Origin of the sequence: Pedobacter ginsengiterrae (genome assembly GCF_039537385.1) — a bacterium.
In the GTDB taxonomy this organism is placed as follows: domain Bacteria; phylum Bacteroidota; class Bacteroidia; order Sphingobacteriales; family Sphingobacteriaceae; genus Pedobacter; species Pedobacter ginsengiterrae.
In genome coordinates, this window is sequence record NZ_BAABAK010000010.1 from 14,102 (window position 1) to 32,873 (window position 18,772).

Annotated in this window: 21 protein-coding genes; 14 read left to right on the forward strand and 7 right to left on the reverse strand. The window is 35.5% G+C overall.

Going from position 1 to position 18,772, the window contains the following annotated elements; translation table 11 throughout:
• Nucleotide 1: 1 nt before the first annotated feature.
• On the reverse strand, nt 2-3,025 hold the full coding sequence (locus tag ABD692_RS09540; RefSeq protein ID WP_316755693.1) for an amidohydrolase family protein: 3,024 nt from the start codon (nt 3,023-3,025) through the stop codon (nt 2-4).
• Nucleotides 3,026-3,138: 113 nt separating this feature from the next.
• On the opposite strand from ABD692_RS09540, the gene ABD692_RS09545 reads away from it, so the two are divergent.
• From ABD692_RS09545 to ABD692_RS09590, 10 genes are all read left to right on the forward strand, one after another.
• On the forward strand, nt 3,139-3,585 hold the full coding sequence (locus ABD692_RS09545; protein ID WP_316755695.1) for a cytochrome B: 447 nt from the start codon (nt 3,139-3,141) through the stop codon (nt 3,583-3,585).
• A 389-nt stretch (nt 3,586-3,974) separates the two neighbouring features.
• Nucleotides 3,975-5,372, forward strand: a complete 1,398-nt coding sequence (locus ABD692_RS09550) for an anthranilate synthase component I family protein (RefSeq protein WP_344766561.1) — start codon at nt 3,975-3,977, stop codon at nt 5,370-5,372.
• Between the two features lie 109 nt (nt 5,373-5,481).
• Nucleotides 5,482-6,084 (forward strand): anthranilate synthase component II, encoded by a 603-nt coding sequence (locus tag ABD692_RS09555; protein WP_316755699.1) that lies wholly within the window; start codon nt 5,482-5,484, stop codon nt 6,082-6,084.
• 105 nt (nt 6,085-6,189) lie between these two features.
• Nucleotides 6,190-6,972 carry an indole-3-glycerol phosphate synthase TrpC gene (trpC, locus tag ABD692_RS09560; protein WP_316755701.1) on the forward strand — a complete coding sequence of 261 codons (783 nt, stop codon included), beginning with the start codon at nt 6,190-6,192 and terminating at the stop codon, nt 6,970-6,972.
• A 78-nt stretch (nt 6,973-7,050) separates the two neighbouring features.
• Complete coding sequence (locus ABD692_RS09565; protein WP_316755703.1) at nt 7,051-7,455, forward strand: hypothetical protein; 405 nt, start codon at nt 7,051-7,053, stop codon at nt 7,453-7,455.
• A 288-nt stretch (nt 7,456-7,743) separates the two neighbouring features.
• Nucleotides 7,744-8,934: a GTPase HflX gene (gene hflX / locus ABD692_RS09570; protein WP_344766564.1), complete on the forward strand. Its 1,191-nt coding sequence runs from the start codon at nt 7,744-7,746 to the stop codon at nt 8,932-8,934.
• 82 nt (nt 8,935-9,016) lie between these two features.
• A complete protein-coding gene (rbfA, locus tag ABD692_RS09575; protein ID WP_316755706.1) occupies nt 9,017-9,394 on the forward strand; it encodes a 30S ribosome-binding factor RbfA in 378 nt (125 codons plus the stop codon).
• A 4-nt stretch (nt 9,395-9,398) separates the two neighbouring features.
• Nucleotides 9,399-10,085 (forward strand): peptidoglycan DD-metalloendopeptidase family protein, encoded by a 687-nt coding sequence (locus ABD692_RS09580; RefSeq protein ID WP_344766567.1) that lies wholly within the window; start codon nt 9,399-9,401, stop codon nt 10,083-10,085.
• A gap of 43 nt (nt 10,086-10,128) precedes the next feature.
• A complete protein-coding gene (locus ABD692_RS09585; RefSeq protein ID WP_344766569.1) occupies nt 10,129-10,782 on the forward strand; it encodes an energy transducer TonB in 654 nt (217 codons plus the stop codon).
• Entirely contained in the window at nt 10,783-11,172 is a 390-nt protein-coding gene (locus tag ABD692_RS09590; protein ID WP_344766571.1) for a hypothetical protein, read from the forward strand.
• Here the strand turns inward: ABD692_RS09590 and ABD692_RS09595 are convergent.
• Nucleotides 11,169-12,023: a diacylglycerol/lipid kinase family protein gene (locus ABD692_RS09595; protein WP_344766573.1), complete on the reverse strand. Its 855-nt coding sequence runs from the start codon at nt 12,021-12,023 to the stop codon at nt 11,169-11,171. The genes ABD692_RS09590 and ABD692_RS09595 overlap by 4 nt on opposite strands.
• 60 nt (nt 12,024-12,083) lie before the next feature.
• Between ABD692_RS09595 and ABD692_RS09600 the strand changes: the two genes are divergently transcribed.
• Complete coding sequence (locus ABD692_RS09600) at nt 12,084-13,061, forward strand: App1 family protein phosphatidate phosphatase (RefSeq protein WP_344766575.1); 978 nt, start codon at nt 12,084-12,086, stop codon at nt 13,059-13,061.
• On the opposite strand, the gene ABD692_RS09605 is transcribed toward ABD692_RS09600, so the two are convergent.
• Nucleotides 13,058-13,426, reverse strand: coding sequence for a YccF domain-containing protein (locus ABD692_RS09605; protein WP_316755719.1), 369 nt, complete (start codon nt 13,424-13,426; stop codon nt 13,058-13,060). The genes ABD692_RS09600 and ABD692_RS09605 overlap by 4 nt on opposite strands.
• Before the next feature lie 107 nt (nt 13,427-13,533).
• Between ABD692_RS09605 and ABD692_RS09610 the strand changes: the two genes are divergently transcribed.
• Nucleotides 13,534-13,884, forward strand: a complete 351-nt coding sequence (locus ABD692_RS09610; RefSeq protein WP_316755722.1) for a hypothetical protein — start codon at nt 13,534-13,536, stop codon at nt 13,882-13,884.
• A gap of 258 nt (nt 13,885-14,142) precedes the next feature.
• Here the strand turns inward: ABD692_RS09610 and ABD692_RS09615 are convergent, their stop codons facing one another.
• Together ABD692_RS09615 and ABD692_RS09620 are read right to left on the reverse strand one after the other, a co-directional pair.
• Nucleotides 14,143-15,342 (reverse strand): DUF1501 domain-containing protein, encoded by a 1,200-nt coding sequence (locus tag ABD692_RS09615; RefSeq protein WP_344766578.1) that lies wholly within the window; start codon nt 15,340-15,342, stop codon nt 14,143-14,145.
• Between the two features lie 11 nt (nt 15,343-15,353).
• Complete coding sequence (locus ABD692_RS09620) at nt 15,354-16,796, reverse strand: DUF1800 domain-containing protein (protein ID WP_344766580.1); 1,443 nt, start codon at nt 16,794-16,796, stop codon at nt 15,354-15,356.
• A gap of 74 nt (nt 16,797-16,870) precedes the next feature.
• On the opposite strand from ABD692_RS09620, the gene aat reads away from it, so the two are divergent.
• Both aat and ABD692_RS09630 read left to right on the forward strand, forming a co-directional pair.
• Entirely contained in the window at nt 16,871-17,503 is a 633-nt protein-coding gene (gene aat / locus ABD692_RS09625) for a leucyl/phenylalanyl-tRNA--protein transferase (protein WP_344766582.1), read from the forward strand.
• 12 nt (nt 17,504-17,515) lie between these two features.
• Nucleotides 17,516-18,022, forward strand: coding sequence for a GNAT family N-acetyltransferase (locus ABD692_RS09630; RefSeq protein ID WP_344766584.1), 507 nt, complete (start codon nt 17,516-17,518; stop codon nt 18,020-18,022).
• 67 nt (nt 18,023-18,089) lie between these two features.
• On the opposite strand, the gene ABD692_RS09635 is transcribed toward ABD692_RS09630, so the two are convergent.
• Nucleotides 18,090-18,503, reverse strand: coding sequence for a TMEM175 family protein (locus tag ABD692_RS09635; protein ID WP_344766586.1), 414 nt, complete (start codon nt 18,501-18,503; stop codon nt 18,090-18,092).
• Between the two features lie 50 nt (nt 18,504-18,553).
• Nucleotides 18,554-18,691, reverse strand: a complete 138-nt coding sequence (locus tag ABD692_RS09640) for a TMEM175 family protein (protein ID WP_344766588.1) — start codon at nt 18,689-18,691, stop codon at nt 18,554-18,556.
• Nucleotides 18,692-18,772 lie beyond the last annotated feature (81 nt).

Genomic DNA, 18,772 nt, shown 5'->3' on the forward strand with positions numbered 1-18,772 from the left:
ATTAGTGCGCATGTTCTGTTTCGTTTAATTCTGCTGAATAATCTTCCAATGTTTCGCAATTGTAAAGACGTGGTGCATTACCAAATGGACGTTGTGTACGAACACCGCTGGTTTTACTTTCTAACATCTTTTGAATTAAACGAGCTTTTTCTGCCTGCTGAGATTTAATAACCTGAGCATCTTTATCTATATCCCAGTAGGAAATCCCATCAACAAAAGTTTTTTCTGCTTTAGCATAAATTGATAGAGGATTAGCCGACCAGATTACCACATCCGCATCTTTACCAGGCTTTAAACTACCTACTTTATCATCAATATGAAGCATTTTGGCAGGATTAAGCGTTACAAATTTTAAAGCATCTTCTTCAGGCACGTTACCGTAAAGCACTGATTTTCCTGCTTCCTGGTTTAGATGACGAGCCATTTCAGCATCATCAGAGTTGAAAGCAGTTGTTACTCCAACGTTATGCATAATTTTTCCGTTGAAAGGAATTGCTTCTGCAACTTCATTTTTGTAAGCCCACCAATCTGAAAAAGTAGAGCCAGCAATACCATGAGCTTTCATTTTATCGGCCACTTTATAACCTTCTAAAATGTGAGTGAATGTATTGATTTTGAAGCCCAAGCTATCTGCAACATGGATTAACATATTGATTTCACTTTGTACATAAGAGTGACAAGTGATGAAGCGTTTATTATTCAGAATTTCTACAATTGCATCTAATTCTAAATCTCTGCGTACATTACTTCCTTTAGCAGAAATTGCTTTTTCATATTCTTTGGCACGGGTAAACTCATCAACAAAAGTTTGTTCTACACCCATACGTGTTACAGGGAAACGAGCACCGGTACCAAAATTACTTTGCTTAACATTTTCTCCTAAAGCGAATTTGATGAAGCCATCTGAACCTGCAAATTTTAATTCTTCTGGTGCTTTACCCCAACGCAATTTAATTAATTGAGATTGGCCACCTATTGGATTTGCCGAGCCATGTAGGATTTGAGAAGTAGTAACACCACCCGCCAGCTGGCGATAAATATTTACATCTTCCGAATTAATAATATCAGCAATACGAACTTCAGCAGAAACCGACTGAGCACCTTCGTTAATACCACCGCTACCAGCAATGTGCGAGTGCTCATCAATAATACCTGCGGTAACATGCTTGCCTGTTCCATCGATTACTTTTGCGCTTCCTGCCGATAAATTTTTTCCAACGGCCTTAATTTTACCGTTTTCTAAAAGTACATCTGCATTTTGGAGAACACCTTCTTTTTCATTTGTCCAAACCGTAGCGTTTTTAATTAAAACGCTTTCTTGTTTAGGTAATTCTGTATTTCCGAAGGCACCGAAAGGAAAAATCAAACTGCCTACAGCTAATGTTGGTTTTGGCTCATCACGTTTAGGCATTTCTTTCGCTGCGTCTTTATAAGTTGCAGTAAATTTTCCGAAAGTTCCATCAGGTAATGCTACTTCGCCTTTAAAAGTTAAAGGGCTTGCTGAAGTTAAATAACCACTTAAGCGAACATCACCTTTAGGGTTTTTCTTTAAATTAAAATTGATGCTAACCCAATCGCCATTTCTGGTAAATGTTGCTGTTGCTTTAACGCTATCTGCCCCACTTCTTTCAATAGCTGCAGTAGAGCCACCACCAGTTCCTGTGATTTTTAAAAGCAATCCGCCACTAATACCATCAACATTTAAATTATAATTTCCGCGAACATCAGCAACATCCATTTTGTTTACAATGAAACGTTTGCCCTGAACCCAGTTTTCGAAAATTATATTTTCTTTTTTGAATAAGTTATCAGATGAGATTAAGAAATTGGCAACTTTACCTTTTTCTAATGAACCAACTTTATCGCTAATGCCTAAAAGTGAAGCAGGAATTTCAGTAACCGATTGTAAAGCTTGTTTTTCAGTTAAACCGTTGTCAATTGCTGTTCGGATGTTGGCCCAAAAATCGCGGGTGTTTTCTAAGCCGAAAGTAGTTAATGCAAACTTAATTCCAGCTTTTTCTAAAGCTGATGCATTGGTAGGTGCCATTTCCCAAGCTTTCATTTGCGTTAAAGTAATGTTTCTTGCTTCAGCAGGATCTTCAACATCGTAAGCTTTAGGGAATGATAAGGGAATAATTAAGCTTGCGCCTGTAGCTTTAACTTCTGCAATACGTTGGTATTCATCGCCTGTAGATTTGATGATGTATTGTTTGCCAAATTCTTTTCCGATTTTATTAGCACGAAGAACATTAGCCCAACCATCAACCTCGAAAATTTGAGGCATATTTTGTTGTTTAGCAAACTCCTCTAACGAAATATTGTATTCATCTTTTTGTTTGCCATACCATTGCGCATCGTAATAAGTTTGACGAAGCAAAGCGATAGAACCCATCAATGAAGTTGGGTAATCGTTAGATGATGTTCCTTTGTTAAATGAGTAATTAGCTGCGGTTTGATCTTTTAAGAAAACGTTGTTATCAGCAGCATCGTTTAAAGTTACTGCCGCAGAAACACCACGGGCAATACCATCGCGACTGATTACGTTAACACTTCCGAAACCTGCTTTACGTAAATCATCTGCCTTTTTACCATCGGCAGTAAAGATATTTTTTACGTAAGTTTCTGGTCTAATAGATTCGTTCCAGCCATAAGCACCTTTTTTAGTGGAAACAAAAATAGACTGGCGTTGACCACCAAAGCCACGTGCCTGAACTGCTGCTTCAGGAACACCATAACTTGTAAAAGCATCAACCAAAGAAGGGTAAATAAATTTTCCTTTTAAATCTACCACAACGTAACCTTTTGGTACGGCTAATCCAGCACCAACCGCCTGAATGGTTGAGCCTTTAATTAATAACGTAGCATTCGACAGAGTTTGAGTGGCATTTACTACAATTGTTGCATTTGTAAAAGCGAACATACCTGGTCTTGTGTCATAAGAACCATTAACTGGGTAGGTAGTTTGCTGTGCAAACAGAATTGTAGAGGAAAATACCAGCACAAAGGCGAGTAAAATTTTCTTCATAATATGTTTAGGGGGTTTATTTTGTTTAAAACTAATATAAATTAGCATTGAAATTGCTTATTAACCTATTTTTTACAATTAATAGCTATTTTTGGTGCTATAAAATTATAATCATGAACGAAATTTTAAAAAGTGCGCACTCTGGTTGGCGCTATGTTGTTTTTTTGTTATTAATTATCGCCGTTATTAAAGCCTTATCAGGATGGTTTGGAAACAAGAAATATACAGAGGGCGATAGAAAGCTTAATGTTTTTACTTTGATCAGTGCCCATATTCAATTATTAATTGGTTTAGTGCTTTATTTTAGCGAGGGTTGGTACGCATTAAGTAGTAAAGGTGCACCTGCAGTTCGTTATTTTAAAATGGAACATATTAGCATGATGATTATTGCAATTATTTTAATTACGGTAGGAAACGCAAAATCAAAAAAAGTTACTGAAGCTGTAGCTAAACACAGAACCATATCTGTTTTCTTTGGTTTGGCTTTAATTTTAATAATCGTTACAATTTTGTTAATGGTGAAAGAGGTTCCTGGAAGAAGTTTCTTTGGCATTTCTTAATATTTAACTAAAAAGACTTAAACGTTTTTTAAAATAAATTCTAGTCCTGCTCTTTACCGAGGGCAGGATTTTTTTATTAAAAGAAAAGGAAGCGTGGTTGTACAAAGCCTGCTCTTGCAATTCTTCTAAAGAAAATAACCGTTCACTCAATTATTTTCATAAAAGTTTCCATTTTTCAAAATTCTTTATATTTTTGTTGCTCATGATCAGCAATATACATACATGGCTTTGGCAAGGTAATTCAACTCAGAATTGCGCAGGCAGCGTATGCAAAATATAGTTTATCAACCTAAACCTTATTAATGAACCATTAAAGCCCTGCGTAGAACCACACGCAGGGCTTTTTATTTATAGTAAAATCTGTCACCATCGAGGAAATAAAAAAGAAAATGTTTAAAATTAATACCACATATAAAAAACTGCTTGCCGATACCACTACACCGGTAAGTATATATCTTCGCTTACGCGATGTTTATCCGAATAGTATTTTGCTCGAAAGTTCCGATTATCATAGTCGAGAAAATTCGATGAGTTTTGTGTGTGCCGACCCTGTTGCTGGGATTATTCTAAGAGGTTCGAGGTTGGAATCTTATTTTCCAGATGGCTCGGCAGAAATTAAAGAAGTTGGAAACTTAACGGATCAAATTGCGGAGTTTAAAGATAAGTTTATGGAAACCGAATTGCCCGAAATTAAGTTTATTTCGAGCGGCTTATTTGGTTACTTTACCTGGAATGCAGTTCAGCACTTCGAAGATATTAAGTTCACTTCTCAAACACCAGAAGGCGAAGGAATTCCTGAAATGCAATACCACCTTTATCGCTACATTATTGCAATCGATCATTTCAAGAATGAGATCACGCTATTCAAAAACACTTTTGATGGAGAGGAAGAAGCTGGTTTAGAAAAAATGGAATATTTAATTCAGAATAAAAATTATCCTGAGTATAAATTTCAAATTAAAGGTGAAGAAACTTCTAATTTAACCGACGAAGGTTTTATGCAGCTTGTAGAAAAGCTACAGAAGCATATTTATCGTGGAGATGTTTTTCAGATTGTTCCCTCAAGAGCATTTAAACAAGCTTTTACTGGAGACGAATTTAATGTTTATCGTTGCTTACGTTCTATAAATCCATCTCCATATTTGTTTTATTTCGATTACGGCGATTTTAAACTTTTTGGTTCATCGCCCGAAGCTCAGATTACAATTAAAAATAACACTGCAAATATTTTCCCCATTGCCGGAACCTTTAAACGTAGCGGTAATGATATAGAAGATGCAGAACAAGCAAAAAAGCTGGAGCAAGATCCCAAAGAAAGTGCTGAACACGTAATGCTTGTTGATTTGGCTAGAAATGATTTAAGTAGACATTGTAATCGTGTTGAAGTTAAATCTTTCAAAGAAGTTCAGTATTATTCTCATTTAATTCACCTGGTTAGTAAAGTTAGTGGTCATTTGCAGGAAGATGTTAGTGCATTTAAAGTGGTGGCCGATACTTATCCGGCAGGAACTTTAAGTGGTGCACCGAAATATAAAGCCATGCAATTAATCGACGAAAATGAAAAACTTGGCCGTAATTTTTATGCAGGTGCAATTGGTTTTATGGGCTTTAACGAAGATTTTAATCATGCTATTATGATTAGAACTTTTATGAGTAAAAACAATGAATTGCATTATCGTGCTGGTGCAGGTATTGTTGCCGATTCTGTTCCGGAAACAGAAATGCAGGAAGTAAACAATAAAATTGCGGCACTACGCAAGGCGGTTGAAATGGCCGAAGGCATTTAATTCCTAACCCCTGAAGGTGAGGTAATAAATTGTAAGTAAGAAAGATATACAATTAGTAGTGTTAGTTTATTAGTGAAAAATAAAATTTCATATTTTAGAAATTAAAGAAATGGAAATTAATAATATTCCCCCTTCAGGGGGCAAAGGGGTAGTTCTGGTAATTGATAATTACGATAGCTTCACCTATAATTTAGTGCATTTAATAAATGAAGTTGGCTACGAAGCTGAGGTTTGGAGAAACGATAAATTTGATTTGGCTGACGTTGATAAGTATGATAAAATCCTCCTTTCACCTGGTCCTGGGATTCCAGAAGAAGCTGGCTTGTTATTAGATGTAATTAAAACCTATGCAGCAACAAAAAGTATATTTGGCGTTTGCTTGGGTCAGCAGGCCATTGCCGAGGTTTTTGGAGGAAAGCTTTTAAATCTTGGCAGACCAATGCATGGTATTGCTACGCCTGTTACAGTTGTAGATGGCGATGAGTTTTTATTTTGGGAATGCCCGCAAACCATAAATGTTGGTCGATACCACAGTTGGGTGGTTAGTAAAGAAAACTTTCCTTCGTGTTTAAAAATTACCGCAAGAGATCATAAAAGCGAGATTATGGCTTTAAGACATGAAAGTCTTGATGTGCGTGGGGTTCAGTTTCACCCTGAAAGTGTGCTGACCGAATATGGTAAGCAAATGATGGAGAATTGGTTAACGAATTAATAATCACTTCGTTGTTGCGAGGCATGAAGCAACCTTAATGCTTTGGGTTTGATAGCTATAGTAATAGGATTGCTTTGTGCCTTGTAATGACGGTTAATGAATTATATGAACATTTTAGATAAAATTGTATTACGTAAAAAAGAAGAAGTTGCGGATGCCAAGCAATTGGTTTCGATAGCTGATTTAGAAAACTCAGTTAATTTTAACCGTAAACCATATTCTTTTAAGGATTTTCTTTTGGCTGATGATAGAAACGGAATTATTGCTGAATTTAAACGTCGTTCTCCCTCTAAAGGATTAATAAATGGCATTGCTGATGTTGCTGAGGTAACTCAGGCTTATAATAACGCTGGTGCATCAGCACTTTCTGTTTTAACTGATGTCGATTTTTTCGGCGGTAAAACCGATGATATTCTTGCTGCGAGAGCAGTTAATAGTATTCCAGTTTTGAGAAAGGATTTCATGATTGATGAATATCAGATTTTAGAAGCTAAAGCGTGGGGAGCAGACATTATTTTACTGATTGCCGCAATTTTAACGCCTAAACAAATTAATGATTTTGGGAAATTCGCAAAAGATTTGGGCCTGAATGTACTTTTAGAAGTTCATAATTTAGAAGAACTGGAAAGAAGTATTTGTCCGAATTTAGACGCGATTGGGGTTAACAACAGAAATTTAGCTGATTTTACAGTTGATATTCAAACTTCATTTGATTTGGTTAATAAAATTCCAAATGAGTTTATGAAGATTTCTGAAAGTGCAATTAGTAATCCAGAAACGATTAAGCAACTTAAAAGTGCTGGATTTAATGGGTTTCTGATTGGCGAAAACTTTATGAAAACCGAAAACCCAGGAGAAGCAATCAAAGCTTTTACTAAGTCAATCTAGTAGTTTTAATTGTAATAATTTTGTAGTATTAAATTTTATGGCATATCATTTGAATGATACACGATAAAATTAAAATCTATGAAATCAATTTTAAAATTATTATCATTTTCTTTAGTGGTTGTTTTGTGTTTAACCATTTCTTCTTGTAGCAAAAAAAGCGACGATCCATCGCCAACAAATAGCTACCCAAAAAAAGTTTCAGTTGAATATCGAATTACTTCTCCCTCTGGCTTAACAACGCTATATAGCATTGTTAGAAGAAACGCAACTGGTGCAACTGAATTGTTTAGCAATCAGTCTCTTCCGTATTCGTATAAATTCGATATGACAGCTAAACAATTCGACGCATTATTAATTAACGGAACATCGCACACTGGTGGTACTATTGACTGCGAAATTTTTGTCGATGGTAAAAGTGTTGATAAGAAAACGGGCAGCGGAAATACGTTAACAGACATTACGGCAACCTATGTATTCCAATAACTAACAATTAAAATATTTAAACTAAAGCCATTCTGTTTTAAATCGGGGTGGCTTTGATTTTTTTAGCAGAATTTTTTTAAAGATTAATGAATATAACTTATGTTAAATAAGCCCGATTGAATGAAAAGCCTCCCGATTTTTCTTCGGGAGCTTGTAAGGAAAGCGGGATTGAAAGAGCCAAAAGCTTTGTTGCTTTCACTTTCTAATTAATAAAAAACTTTTATTGCATCCGCATGGTTTGTAAATGGAATTACACGTTTGCAAATTTCGTATATTTGTGCATATTTCATGGGAAAACAAAAAACATATGATACTGCGGTAGTGCAGGAGCGAGCCATTTTGGTTGGGGTAATTACACCTGGCGAAAAGGAAGAGCAAACAAAAGAATATTTAGATGAGTTGGCCTTTTTGGTTGAAACAGCTGGTGGCAGAGTAGAAAAAAACTTTACTCAAAAGATGTTAAAGCCCGAGCGTGCAACTTTTGTAGGCACAGGAAAGCTGGAAGAAATAAAAGCTTACGTAAAGTCGGAAGAAATTGATACAGTGGTTTTTGATGATGAGTTATCGCCATCGCAATTGCGTAATATTGATCGTGAATTAGGCGTTAAAGTATTGGATAGAAGTAATTTAATTCTGGATATTTTTGCTAGCAGGGCCCAAACTGCACAGGCTAAAACTCAGGTAGAATTGGCACAATTACAATATGTTTTACCTCGTTTAACTGGTATGTGGACTCACCTTGAACGCCAAAAAGGGGGTATCGGGATGCGTGGTCCAGGTGAAACGCAGATTGAAAGTGATAGAAGGATTATTTTGAACAAAATCTCTTTATTAAAAGAGCGTTTAAGAAATATCGACAGGCAAAATGAAACGCAGCGTAAAAACCGCGGTCAGTTAATTCGTGTTGCACTTGTAGGTTATACCAATGTTGGTAAATCTACGATTATGAATATGCTGTCAAAATCGGAGGTATTTGCCGAAAATAAATTGTTTGCAACTCTAGATACAACCGTTCGTAAGGTTGTTATAGAAAATTTACCTTTTTTATTATCAGATACCGTTGGCTTTATTCGCAAATTACCTCACCATTTGGTAGAGTGTTTTAAATCGACATTAGATGAGGTTAGGGAAGCAGATTTATTGATCCATGTTGTAGATGTTTCGCATCCAAACTTTGAAGATCAGATTCATATTGTGAACGAAACCTTAAAAGATATTGGTGCAATTGATAAGGATATGATCTTGGTTTTTAATAAAATTGATGCTTATGTTTCGCCAGAGGTTGATGATGAAGATGGTGATGGTAAATTAACCATTGAAGATTTTAAGAAAAGCTGGATGAGCCATGGTAAAGTTCCTGTTTTGTTTATATCGGCAACGGAAAAAGAAAATATAGAAGAGTTTAAAACATTATTATACGATAAAGTAAAGGCTGCGCATGTGGCAAGATATCCGTATGATAGTAATTTGTTATATTAGTTGTCACACTGAGCTTGTCGAAGTGATGATATTAAAGTCAGGATGGTCTTCGACAGGCTCAGACTGACATAGATCGAAAATTATGGAAAGTAAACGTCAGCAAAAATTTGCAGGAGTACTACAAGAGGAGTTAGCACAGGTTTTTCAGCGTGAGGGAGGTGCATTTTTGCCAAATACACTGGTAACTATTACCCGTGTAAGGGTTTCGGCAGATTTGGCCGTTGCAAAAGTTTATTTAAGCTTTTTTAATACCAATAATACAACACTATCAATTAATACGGTTAATGCCCACGCGGGAGAAATCAGATATAAATTGGGTTCAAGAATTCGCCATCAGGTAAGAGTTGTGCCCGAGCTTACTTTCTTTGTTGATGATACAAACGAATACGTAGAACGTATGGATCATCTTTTTGATAAGATAGCGAAAGAACCAAGGCAGCCAGACGAGGAAGCGGAATAGTTTGATGAAAACTTTTGAGCAGATTATTAAATCTAACGCATCGTTAATAAAAAAAGTTGTTGATTTTGATGCTTCAATTGATAAACTCTTACCGCTTGATTTTACCGTATCCAATACGGAGTTAACGGATGAAATTTTAGACAATACAGATTTTTTTTCGGCTTGGGTAAATCAAAAGCTTAAAACTAATAACGCCATTTATGGTATTGGAGGTTATAATGAGCATAGAACAATTTATTCGAGAAGCGTACACTTTGATACAGCTGAGGAACCCCGAAGGCTACATCTAGGTGTTGATATTTGGGCGCCAGCTGAAACACCTGTTTACAATTTCTTTGATGCTACCGTTCATAGTTTCGCCAACAACAATAACTTCGGCGATTACGGAGCTACAATAATTTTAGCTTATGAAATCGAGGGCTTTAAATTTAATGCGCTATATGGGCATTTAAGTTTAGCTTCTTTGAAAGATTTAGAGGAGGGGAAGTTTATTCCCGCTGGAAAATCTTTTGCAACCTTAGGCGTTAAAGAAGAAAACGGAAATTGGCCGCCGCATTTACATTTCCAAATTATCGAAGATATGGGTGGTTTAAAGGGCGACTTTCCTGGCGTTTGTAAATTCTCCGAGCGTGACAAGTATTTGGCTAATTGTCCAAACCCCAACCTCGTTTTGGATTGTAGTTTGAAATAGCTTTAAGCTTTCTGCTTTAGTGTTTTTTACGTAAATTAGATTGATGAAGAAGTTAATGATTCTGTGTTTTATTTTTTGCAGCACCTTTGCTATGGCACAGGTACAGTTTAAAAGTGGTCCATCAGGATTTGCCTCCTTCTTAAAAAACAATACAATTTATCCTCCATTTTCTAAACAAAACTGCATTCAGGGAACGGTAAATGTTAGCTTTAAATTAGATCAATCTGGTAAGGTTTATTCATCTAAAATTACAAAAGGTATTATTTCAGAGTTAAATGATGAAGCCTTACGTTTGGTGCGTATGAGTAGTGGTAAATGGCAGGTTCCTGCGGGTTACGATACAACAATTTCGGTTGTAGTACCTGTAAATTTCAGACTATCGGGCTACGATTGCGAAGGTAAAAGCAAGGCAGATATAAAGGCTGCTATTGTTTCTTACGAGGCAGAAGAAGGACTAACCAATGCGGTAATTAATTTCTATAAAAATAAAGATCAGGCTACACCAGAACAGGAAGCGCAGATTTTGGCGATAAAATCGCAACTTGGAATTGATGACGAATATCTTGATGTTCTGATTAAAACGGCACTTAAAAAAATAAAGCAAGGCGATAAACAAGGAGCCTGCGAGGATTTTAATCTTGTAAAAAACTTAGGAAGTGATAAAGCCAACGATTATCTTTCCAAATACTGTAAATAAATGCGTTTAACCATTAGAATTTTTGCTCTTTTAGATCTTATTAGTATTGTATTACTGGCTCAGCCATTTTGGGAAATCATCACCCATCTAAAAGATATCCCTAAAGAGTTTCTATCACAAGCCAGAGTTATTTTAACACTTCCGCTTTTTGCATTATTGTTTGTTTCTGCAATTGGATTAATGCTTTTTAAAAAAATTGGCTTTATTGCTTACTATATTCAATTCCCAGTTCGTTTGTTAATATGGGTGTTTTCAATTGGTTTTATAACCCTAATTCCAGAACTGTTAAACCTTAAAGATGTTTGGTTCAACATATTTTTTAAAATATGTTTTATAGCAGAGTTTTTTAGATTATACTTTACAATTCAAATTCATCGTAAGGTGTTTTAAACAATTACAGAGATTGCAGCAGGTAAAATTTTAGCCTCTACAGTATTTACTTTTCCAATATATTCGCCATCAATCTGGAAATGAGCTTTGTGTTTGGAAAATATCTTAACCTCATCTGTTTGAAATACTTCTATTTTTTTAGGATTAAAAGGTAATTTTGTAATCCAAATCTTCAGTATTTCCAGATAAGAATAATCCTTAACTAAAATTATTTCGAAAAGCTTATCGTCTAGTTTTCCATCAGGATTTATTTTCAATCCTGAGCCATACATTGTAGCGTTGGCGATAGCAACCATAGCAGCTCTGGATTTTACAATCTCGTTTTTAAGCTTCAATTCAACATCCATTCTCTTATGATTCCATAAGGCGTGCCACGTTGCTTTTGCATAACCCCACATTCCACGTTCTTGTAACGAATCAAATCTCTTTACCAGGTAAGCATTAAAGCCTAAATCAGATAAATGAATACATATTTCATCATTAAGCTTTACAACGTGAATTTTTTTTGCTTCGCCTGTTTCGAGTAAATTTAGTGCATCGGTTATATCAGTTGGGATTCCCAATTCTTTAGCCATTCCGTTTGCCGATCCAGCAGGGATTATTCCAATCGGTATTTCGCTGTTGAGTAAACATTCTGCTACTAATTTCAAAGTGCCGTCGCCACCAACCGCAATAACTTTATCTGCGTTTGATTCTGAAATTTTGCCTTTAATTTTATCTAAAGAACAATCATCGGGCAATTCGAAAAGATCTGTTTCAATTTGTTTTTGCTCAAAATGAATAGAAATTACTTCCTTTAAATTTATACTGTGGCTACCCGAACCTGGGTTGATAATGAATAGTAATTTCATGGAGATTAACCTCTTTTGGTAACATCAAAACAAGTTAATGCAAATCATGTTTTAACTATAATGAATAAATCTGTTAGTATAAAAATATATCATGGATATGGTCACACTCACAATTTGGTAGTTTATGGTCATGTTTTTAAGTATAAGGCAAATAGCGATCAGGTTTATAGTGATAATCTGTTCGTCAATATCAGTCATCTGTTAAAATTATTTATATTAAAACCTTTTGCCTTTGTAGCGGTAAGGTTGCAGTTTTTTGGTCAAACAATTTACAATAAAACAGAAGCAGATGGTTTTTTTAAATTTGAATGGGAGGCCGAAAAAGATGTTGCTGCGGGTTGGCATTCTGTAAAAATAGATGCTTTGGATGAGCATGGTGAAGTTTTAAGCTCAGGTGAAGGGAAAATATTTGTGCCTCATATTACACAATATGCATTTATTTCTGATGTTGATGATACGGTAATGATTTCGCATTCGGCAACAATTTGGCGGAGAATGAGAGAACTTTTTATCAAAAACCCGCGAACAAGAAAAACTTTTCCAAATGCGGCAAGCCACTACCAGCAATTGGCATTAGCGCACACAACTTTTGAGCAACCCAATCCTTTTTTTTATGTGAGTAGTAGTGAATGGAATTTGTACGATTACCTTGTAGAAACTTTTAAATACAATAAACTGCCTGATGGCGCTTTCCTTTTAAATACATTAAAACGCTGGAAAGATTTAATTAAAACGGGCAAAACTGGGCATGAAGGCAAATTGCTAAGAGTAATGCGAATTTTAGATGCATTCCCGAATCAAAAATTTGTTTTTTTTGGAGATAACTCTCAGCAAGATCCTGCTATTTATACTTCAATTGCAGAAAAGTATCCTAAAAATATCGAAGCAATTTATATTCGGAACATTCGACGGGAAAGGGAAGTTGAAACCGCAATTTTGTTGGAGAAGTTAAAACCACTTAATGTTCAAACTTGTCTGTTTAATAATAGCTTAGAAGCAATTCAACATTCTATAACAATTGGTTTAATTAAAGCTTAACTTATTGATTTTCCGAAAGGCGTAAAAGCCAAATTCATCAGTTTGAAATGTTGGCGACCGAAAGGAATGCCAACTATAGTTATGCAAAGCAAAATGCCGAAAAAGAAATGTGTTAAGGCAATCCAGAAGCCGCCGCATAATATCCAAATAATATTCATGATGGTTGATAAGCAACCTGTATTTGATGAGGTATCCGTTATTTTAACACCAAAAGGAGCGAGGCCTACAATGGCGAACTTAAAACACTGAATACCAAATGGAATACCCACAATGGTTAGGCAAAGTATTAATCCACCGATAATGTATTCGAAGAAAATGAAAATGCCTCCAAAGATAATCCAGATAATGTTGCCTATAAAATTCATCGTATGTTTTTGTTTTAAGATGTGTGAAAATCAATTTTGTTACAAACCATTCGAAAACCCAAGGCTATAAATTCTTATTTTAGGATACACACAAAATGAAATTTATTATGAAAAAATTTATGGCACTGGCAACGGTTGTTGCTTGCTTTGCATTGTCTGATGCTAAAGCTCAAAATGTAAATGGTGTTCGCTTAAGCGATATTCGTGCGGATTATATGGAAGTTAAATGCTTTTATGATGGAGGAGATAAGTACATTTCAAGATTGGATTACGGACAAGTAATAAAAAGGGGCAAAGATTCGAATATCAGGGATGATGATGGTAAGGATTTATTATTCAATTCGCCAATTGATTGCATTAATAAATTAAAAAACTATGGATATGAGCTTTTTCAAACCTACAGCAAGCAAAATGGTAAAGACGACAGCATAGCCGTTTACGTTTTAAAAAGGAAGTAGCTTTATATTTTCGGCAGGTGAAATACGCTCAGCAGATAGGAAAAGAAAGCAGTTTTAATTGCTGCTTGAAACCAAATATCTTGTTTGTAATAATTTCGGTTTTCACCGTGAACTTTCGGAAACTTTGTTATTGTAAAAGGCAAAAATATTGTCGTCCTGAGCCTTTTGAAGGACAAGTGTTTTTTCTTGCTCCTTAAAAAATAAGCAATGAATTGGGAAGGAACGCCAATATACCATTGGCTTTGCTTCCCAAATAAATTATATAAAATCCAGGCTATTAAATTTTTTATTTAAAATATCGGCGTTATTTACATCGAGCCATTTATCTAAAATGGTTCCATAAACCTGACGGAAGTCTAACTGATATTTTAAATCGCCAGTATCTAAATCGCCAAGGTTTGGTGCCGCATTAAAAATACCCTGTTTTTTTAATCGGCCGCCAAAAATAAACATATTGTTGGCTGTACCATGATCGGTTCCATTGCTGGCATTTTGCTCTACCCGACGGCCAAACTCTGAAAAGGTTACTACCAAAGTATCTTCCAGCTTATTGTTCGCTTTTAAATCTTTAAGAAAAGCGGCCATACCTTCGCTATATTGCTTAAGTAAGTTACCTTGCTGCCCAATTTGGTTTACGTGTGTATCAAAACCACTCAATGATACATAGTAAACCCTGGTTTTTAATCCAGAAGATATAAACTTGGAAACCGTTTTAAGCTGATTTGCAAAGCCAGATTGCGGATAGGTTGCCGTATTTTTATAAATTTTTGATGTGTTTTGAATGTAACTGGCAGACGACGATGTTTCGATCATAGTTTTGTACAGATAACCTAAGTTATCTTCATCTAAATGTTCTTTGTCATTTTGCAGCATGGCTTTAAAAAACGGATCATTCGTGTTACGGAACAATGCGGCGGGATCTTTTAAAGCAATTCCTTTTTTGGTCATACCTTTCATAGCAAGCGACAGGGAATCATCAACCTCAATTGCGGTATAAGGGAATTTACAGGTTTGGCAATTGCTATCCAAATATCTGCCGATCCAGCCTGTTGATAAAAACTGATTGCTATCGCTGGCGGTTTGCCAAATGTCCATCGAACGGAAATGCGAACGATCGGGATTAGGATATCCAACATCATTAATTATCGTCATCCAGCCTTGATCGTGGATTTCTTGCAGAGCGGCCATGTTTGGGTTTAAACCCTGCATATCCGTTAATTTAATTACTTCTTCAGGCTTTATAGCAATGCTTTTGCGTTTTTGGTAATAAATATCATTACCAAATGGAATAACTGTATTTAAACCATCATTACCACCAGACAGCTGTACTACAACCAAATTTTTGTAAAGGCTGAGTTCATCGAGCGCCATTGCCTCAAGTGGTTTCATAAAAGCAGGAACAAATAAAGAACCAGCTGCCACAAAACTTGTATTTCTTAAAAAATTTCTTCTGTTCATCTTTTTAATTTTTAACAAAGTTGATATTCTGGCATACTTGTAAGCTCAACTGAAGTGCTTTTAAGGCCTTTATTGTCGCTAATCATGCTGGTAATTTTGTCGTTTAACTTTGGCTGGAGTATAAAATCTGCCAGTTCTATTGGTTTTATCCCTTTGGGTAATGTTTCTAAAAATTTTGGCCAATCGGCTTTTGCATCTACAAAAGATTTTGGTTTTGATTTGTTGTTTGCAGTAGCTGTTGCAGCGCGACTTTGAGCGATTATGGCTTCATCTTCTGGATCAGCTTTACCACTAAAATCTATTTCTCCGTCGTTTAAAACTAAAGATGGGATTCGCATACGCAGCATTAAAGAAGAACTATCAATCCAGTTTTGACCGCCAGGCCAACCCGCAACATTTGGTGGATTAAATAAATATTGGCCTAAGCTGCTTTGCAATTGAATTAAAACCTGGGGTTTGTTGTAGGTAACATAAAATTCTCTGCTTAAGCCTACAATAAATTCTACTGGCGATTTAATTTTTGTACCAACATTTTCTGGGCTATAAAACCAATCTGATATGAACATTTTTTTAACCAGTTCGCCAATATCATATTTAGAGTTAAAAAAATGAGTAGCTAATTCTTTAACATGTGTTTCATTCGGATTATCGTTTACGAAGAACTTATAAATTTTACGGGCTATAAAATCGGCGGTTTCAGGTTTATCTAAAATAATATCGATAATATTTTCTCCATCAAAATTGCCAGTTTTACCAAAAAAGGTTTTTGTTCCTGCATCGTGAAAGTTCGGGCGGAAGATAAAGGAACCGTCTTTATCGTACATCCATCCGGTAAAAGAACGAGCTGATTCTTTAATGTCTTGCTCGGTGTAATTCCCTCTCCCTAAAGTAAAAAGTTCCATCAGCTCACGGGCGAAATTTTCGTTTGGTTTACCTTTTCTGTTTTGCTGATTATTTAAATATTGTAGCATGGCTGGCGATTTGGAAACTTCCATTAGTAAAGTTTTAAAACTGCCCAGGCCATTTGTTCTTTGGATATTATTAAGCTGCTGTGCAAACATTGGGTTATTGCTTCTACAAGCAAAATGGCCATGCCAAAAAAGTGTCATTTTCTCGCGAAGCGGATTACTGGTATTAATCATTTTTTCAATCCAGGTAATGTTTAAATCGCGGCTTTTTTCATTTTGCATACGAACAATTTCTTGCCTTTGCTTTTTCTCTTCGTCGGTTAAATCCTTTTTAGCATATAAACCTGCCTGCATTAAAAGCTGCTGTTTCGATGCAACAGAATCAATTAGCGTAATGTCATCCTGTTCTTTTGCTTCTTTAAACAATGTATTTATAACCTTGTCGATATTTTTTCTGCTGAGTTTGTGTAAATCGTTAAAAGATATACCAAATCCAGCACGACTGTAAAGGTGTTTTACTTTATAGAAATTATCTTTCGGGCTCATAGTGATAATTTTAATAGTATGACTTATTTAAAACGTGGTGGTTTAATCTTTGTTTTGTTTCTTAATTTAGCCGAATGTTTTTTCAACTAACGGATGATGACCTGAGTTTCCCGAATCCTGCCCTTGCTGAAGATGATGGTTTACTTGCTATTGGAGGTGATTTAAGTTTGGAAAGATTGCTTTTGGCTTATTCTAATGGAATATTTCCCTGGTTTAGTGAAGGAGAGCCAATTCTATGGTATTCACCGCATCAGCGTTGCGTAATTTATCCTGATAGAATTAAAATCAGCAAAAGCATGAAGAAAATTTTTAAAGACGAAATCTTTAAAATTACAATTAACAAGGCTTTTTCAGAAGTAATAAAAAAGTGTGCTTCAACTTTTAGGGCAGGTCAGAGTGGTACCTGGATTACCAATGAAATGCAGGAAGCTTATATTAATCTTCATAAAAACGGGCTTGCACATAGTGTAGAAGTTTGGATTGGTGATAAACTGGTTGGTGGTTTATATGGATTGAAAATTAACCAGGTTTTTTGCGGCGAGAGTATGTTTAGCGAGGTTAGTAATGCATCAAAAGCAGCATTAATTTTTCTAAGTAAAACGAATGTTAATTTGATAGACTGCCAAGTACCAAACGAACACCTGATGAGTTTGGGTGCAGAAATGATCGAACGAGATACGTTTATGAATGCTTTGAGAGACGAATAATATTTTTAAAAAATGAAAAACTACGAGACTGAAAGATTGATTTTGAAACCTGCAGCATTAACCGACGCAGATTTCTTTTTGGAGCTGTACAATATGCCGAAATTTTTAAAATACATAGGCGATAGAAATTTAAAAACCAAAGCAGCTGCCGAAGATTATATTAAAAACAGGTTTTTAGCACAAATAGAAAAATTGGGTTTTGGCAATTACGTGGTAAGTTTAAAATCAAATGGTAAAAAAATTGGCGCAGTTGGTATTTTTGAGCGTGAAGGCTTAGAGGTTCTCGATATTGGCTTTTCGTTTTTTGAAGAATATGAAGGAAAAGGTTTCGCTTACGAATCGGCAACTAAATTAAAGGCAGCTGTTGCAAGCGATTTTGGCTTAGAAAAACTTTCTGCTATTACTTCAAAAGACAATTTTTCTTCCCAGAAACTGATTGAAAGATTGGGTTTAACTTTTCGAAAATACATAAACATGCCTAACAGTGATGAAGAGCTTATGTATTATGAAACAGTGTAAAAATTTGTTTTGCAGTTATCCAAGCTAAATATTTCTAGGTTTGTTGGTAGCCAGCAAGGATTGGTCGTTAACTTAAATCTTCGTCAGTTAAACCATCTTCACGCATAGCTTTTTCAATTCTTTTATCTGGAATAAACCATACGCAAGCTACCGAGAAATAAAGCGCTACACCAAACCAGGGATTTATAAAACTTAAACCTACGCCTGCAATGTAAAACAGTAAAGAAATTTTGCCTTTATAATCGTTACCAATCGCCTGAACAACGAGTGACCTCTCGCCTTCGGTTTTTTTAATCACAATAACCAATAAGGTATAAGAAATAGCAGCGAGAAATAACACAAGGCCATAAACAATAACAGGCCAAAGTGCGAAGTGATTTTCGCCCATCCAGCCAGCTGCAACTGGAAATAAGGAAAGCCAGAAAAGGAAGTTTAAGTTTGCCCAAAGCATTTGTCCATTTACTTTTTTAACGGCATGCATTAAATGATGGTGGTTATTCCAGTAAATGCCAACGTAAATAGAGCTTAAAACTAACTGATAAACTTAGGGATTAACGGTTTTAAAGTCATTAGGCTTTCGCCTTCCGGTACTTTAATTTCCAATACCATAATGGTTAAAATAATTGCGATAACACCGTCACTAAATGCTTCTAATCTGCCTTTATTCATTATTCAATAAAGTTGTAATACAATTATCAGCTAATTAGTTTAGAAAACAAAAAACCTGCAATGTTTAAATATTGCAGGTTT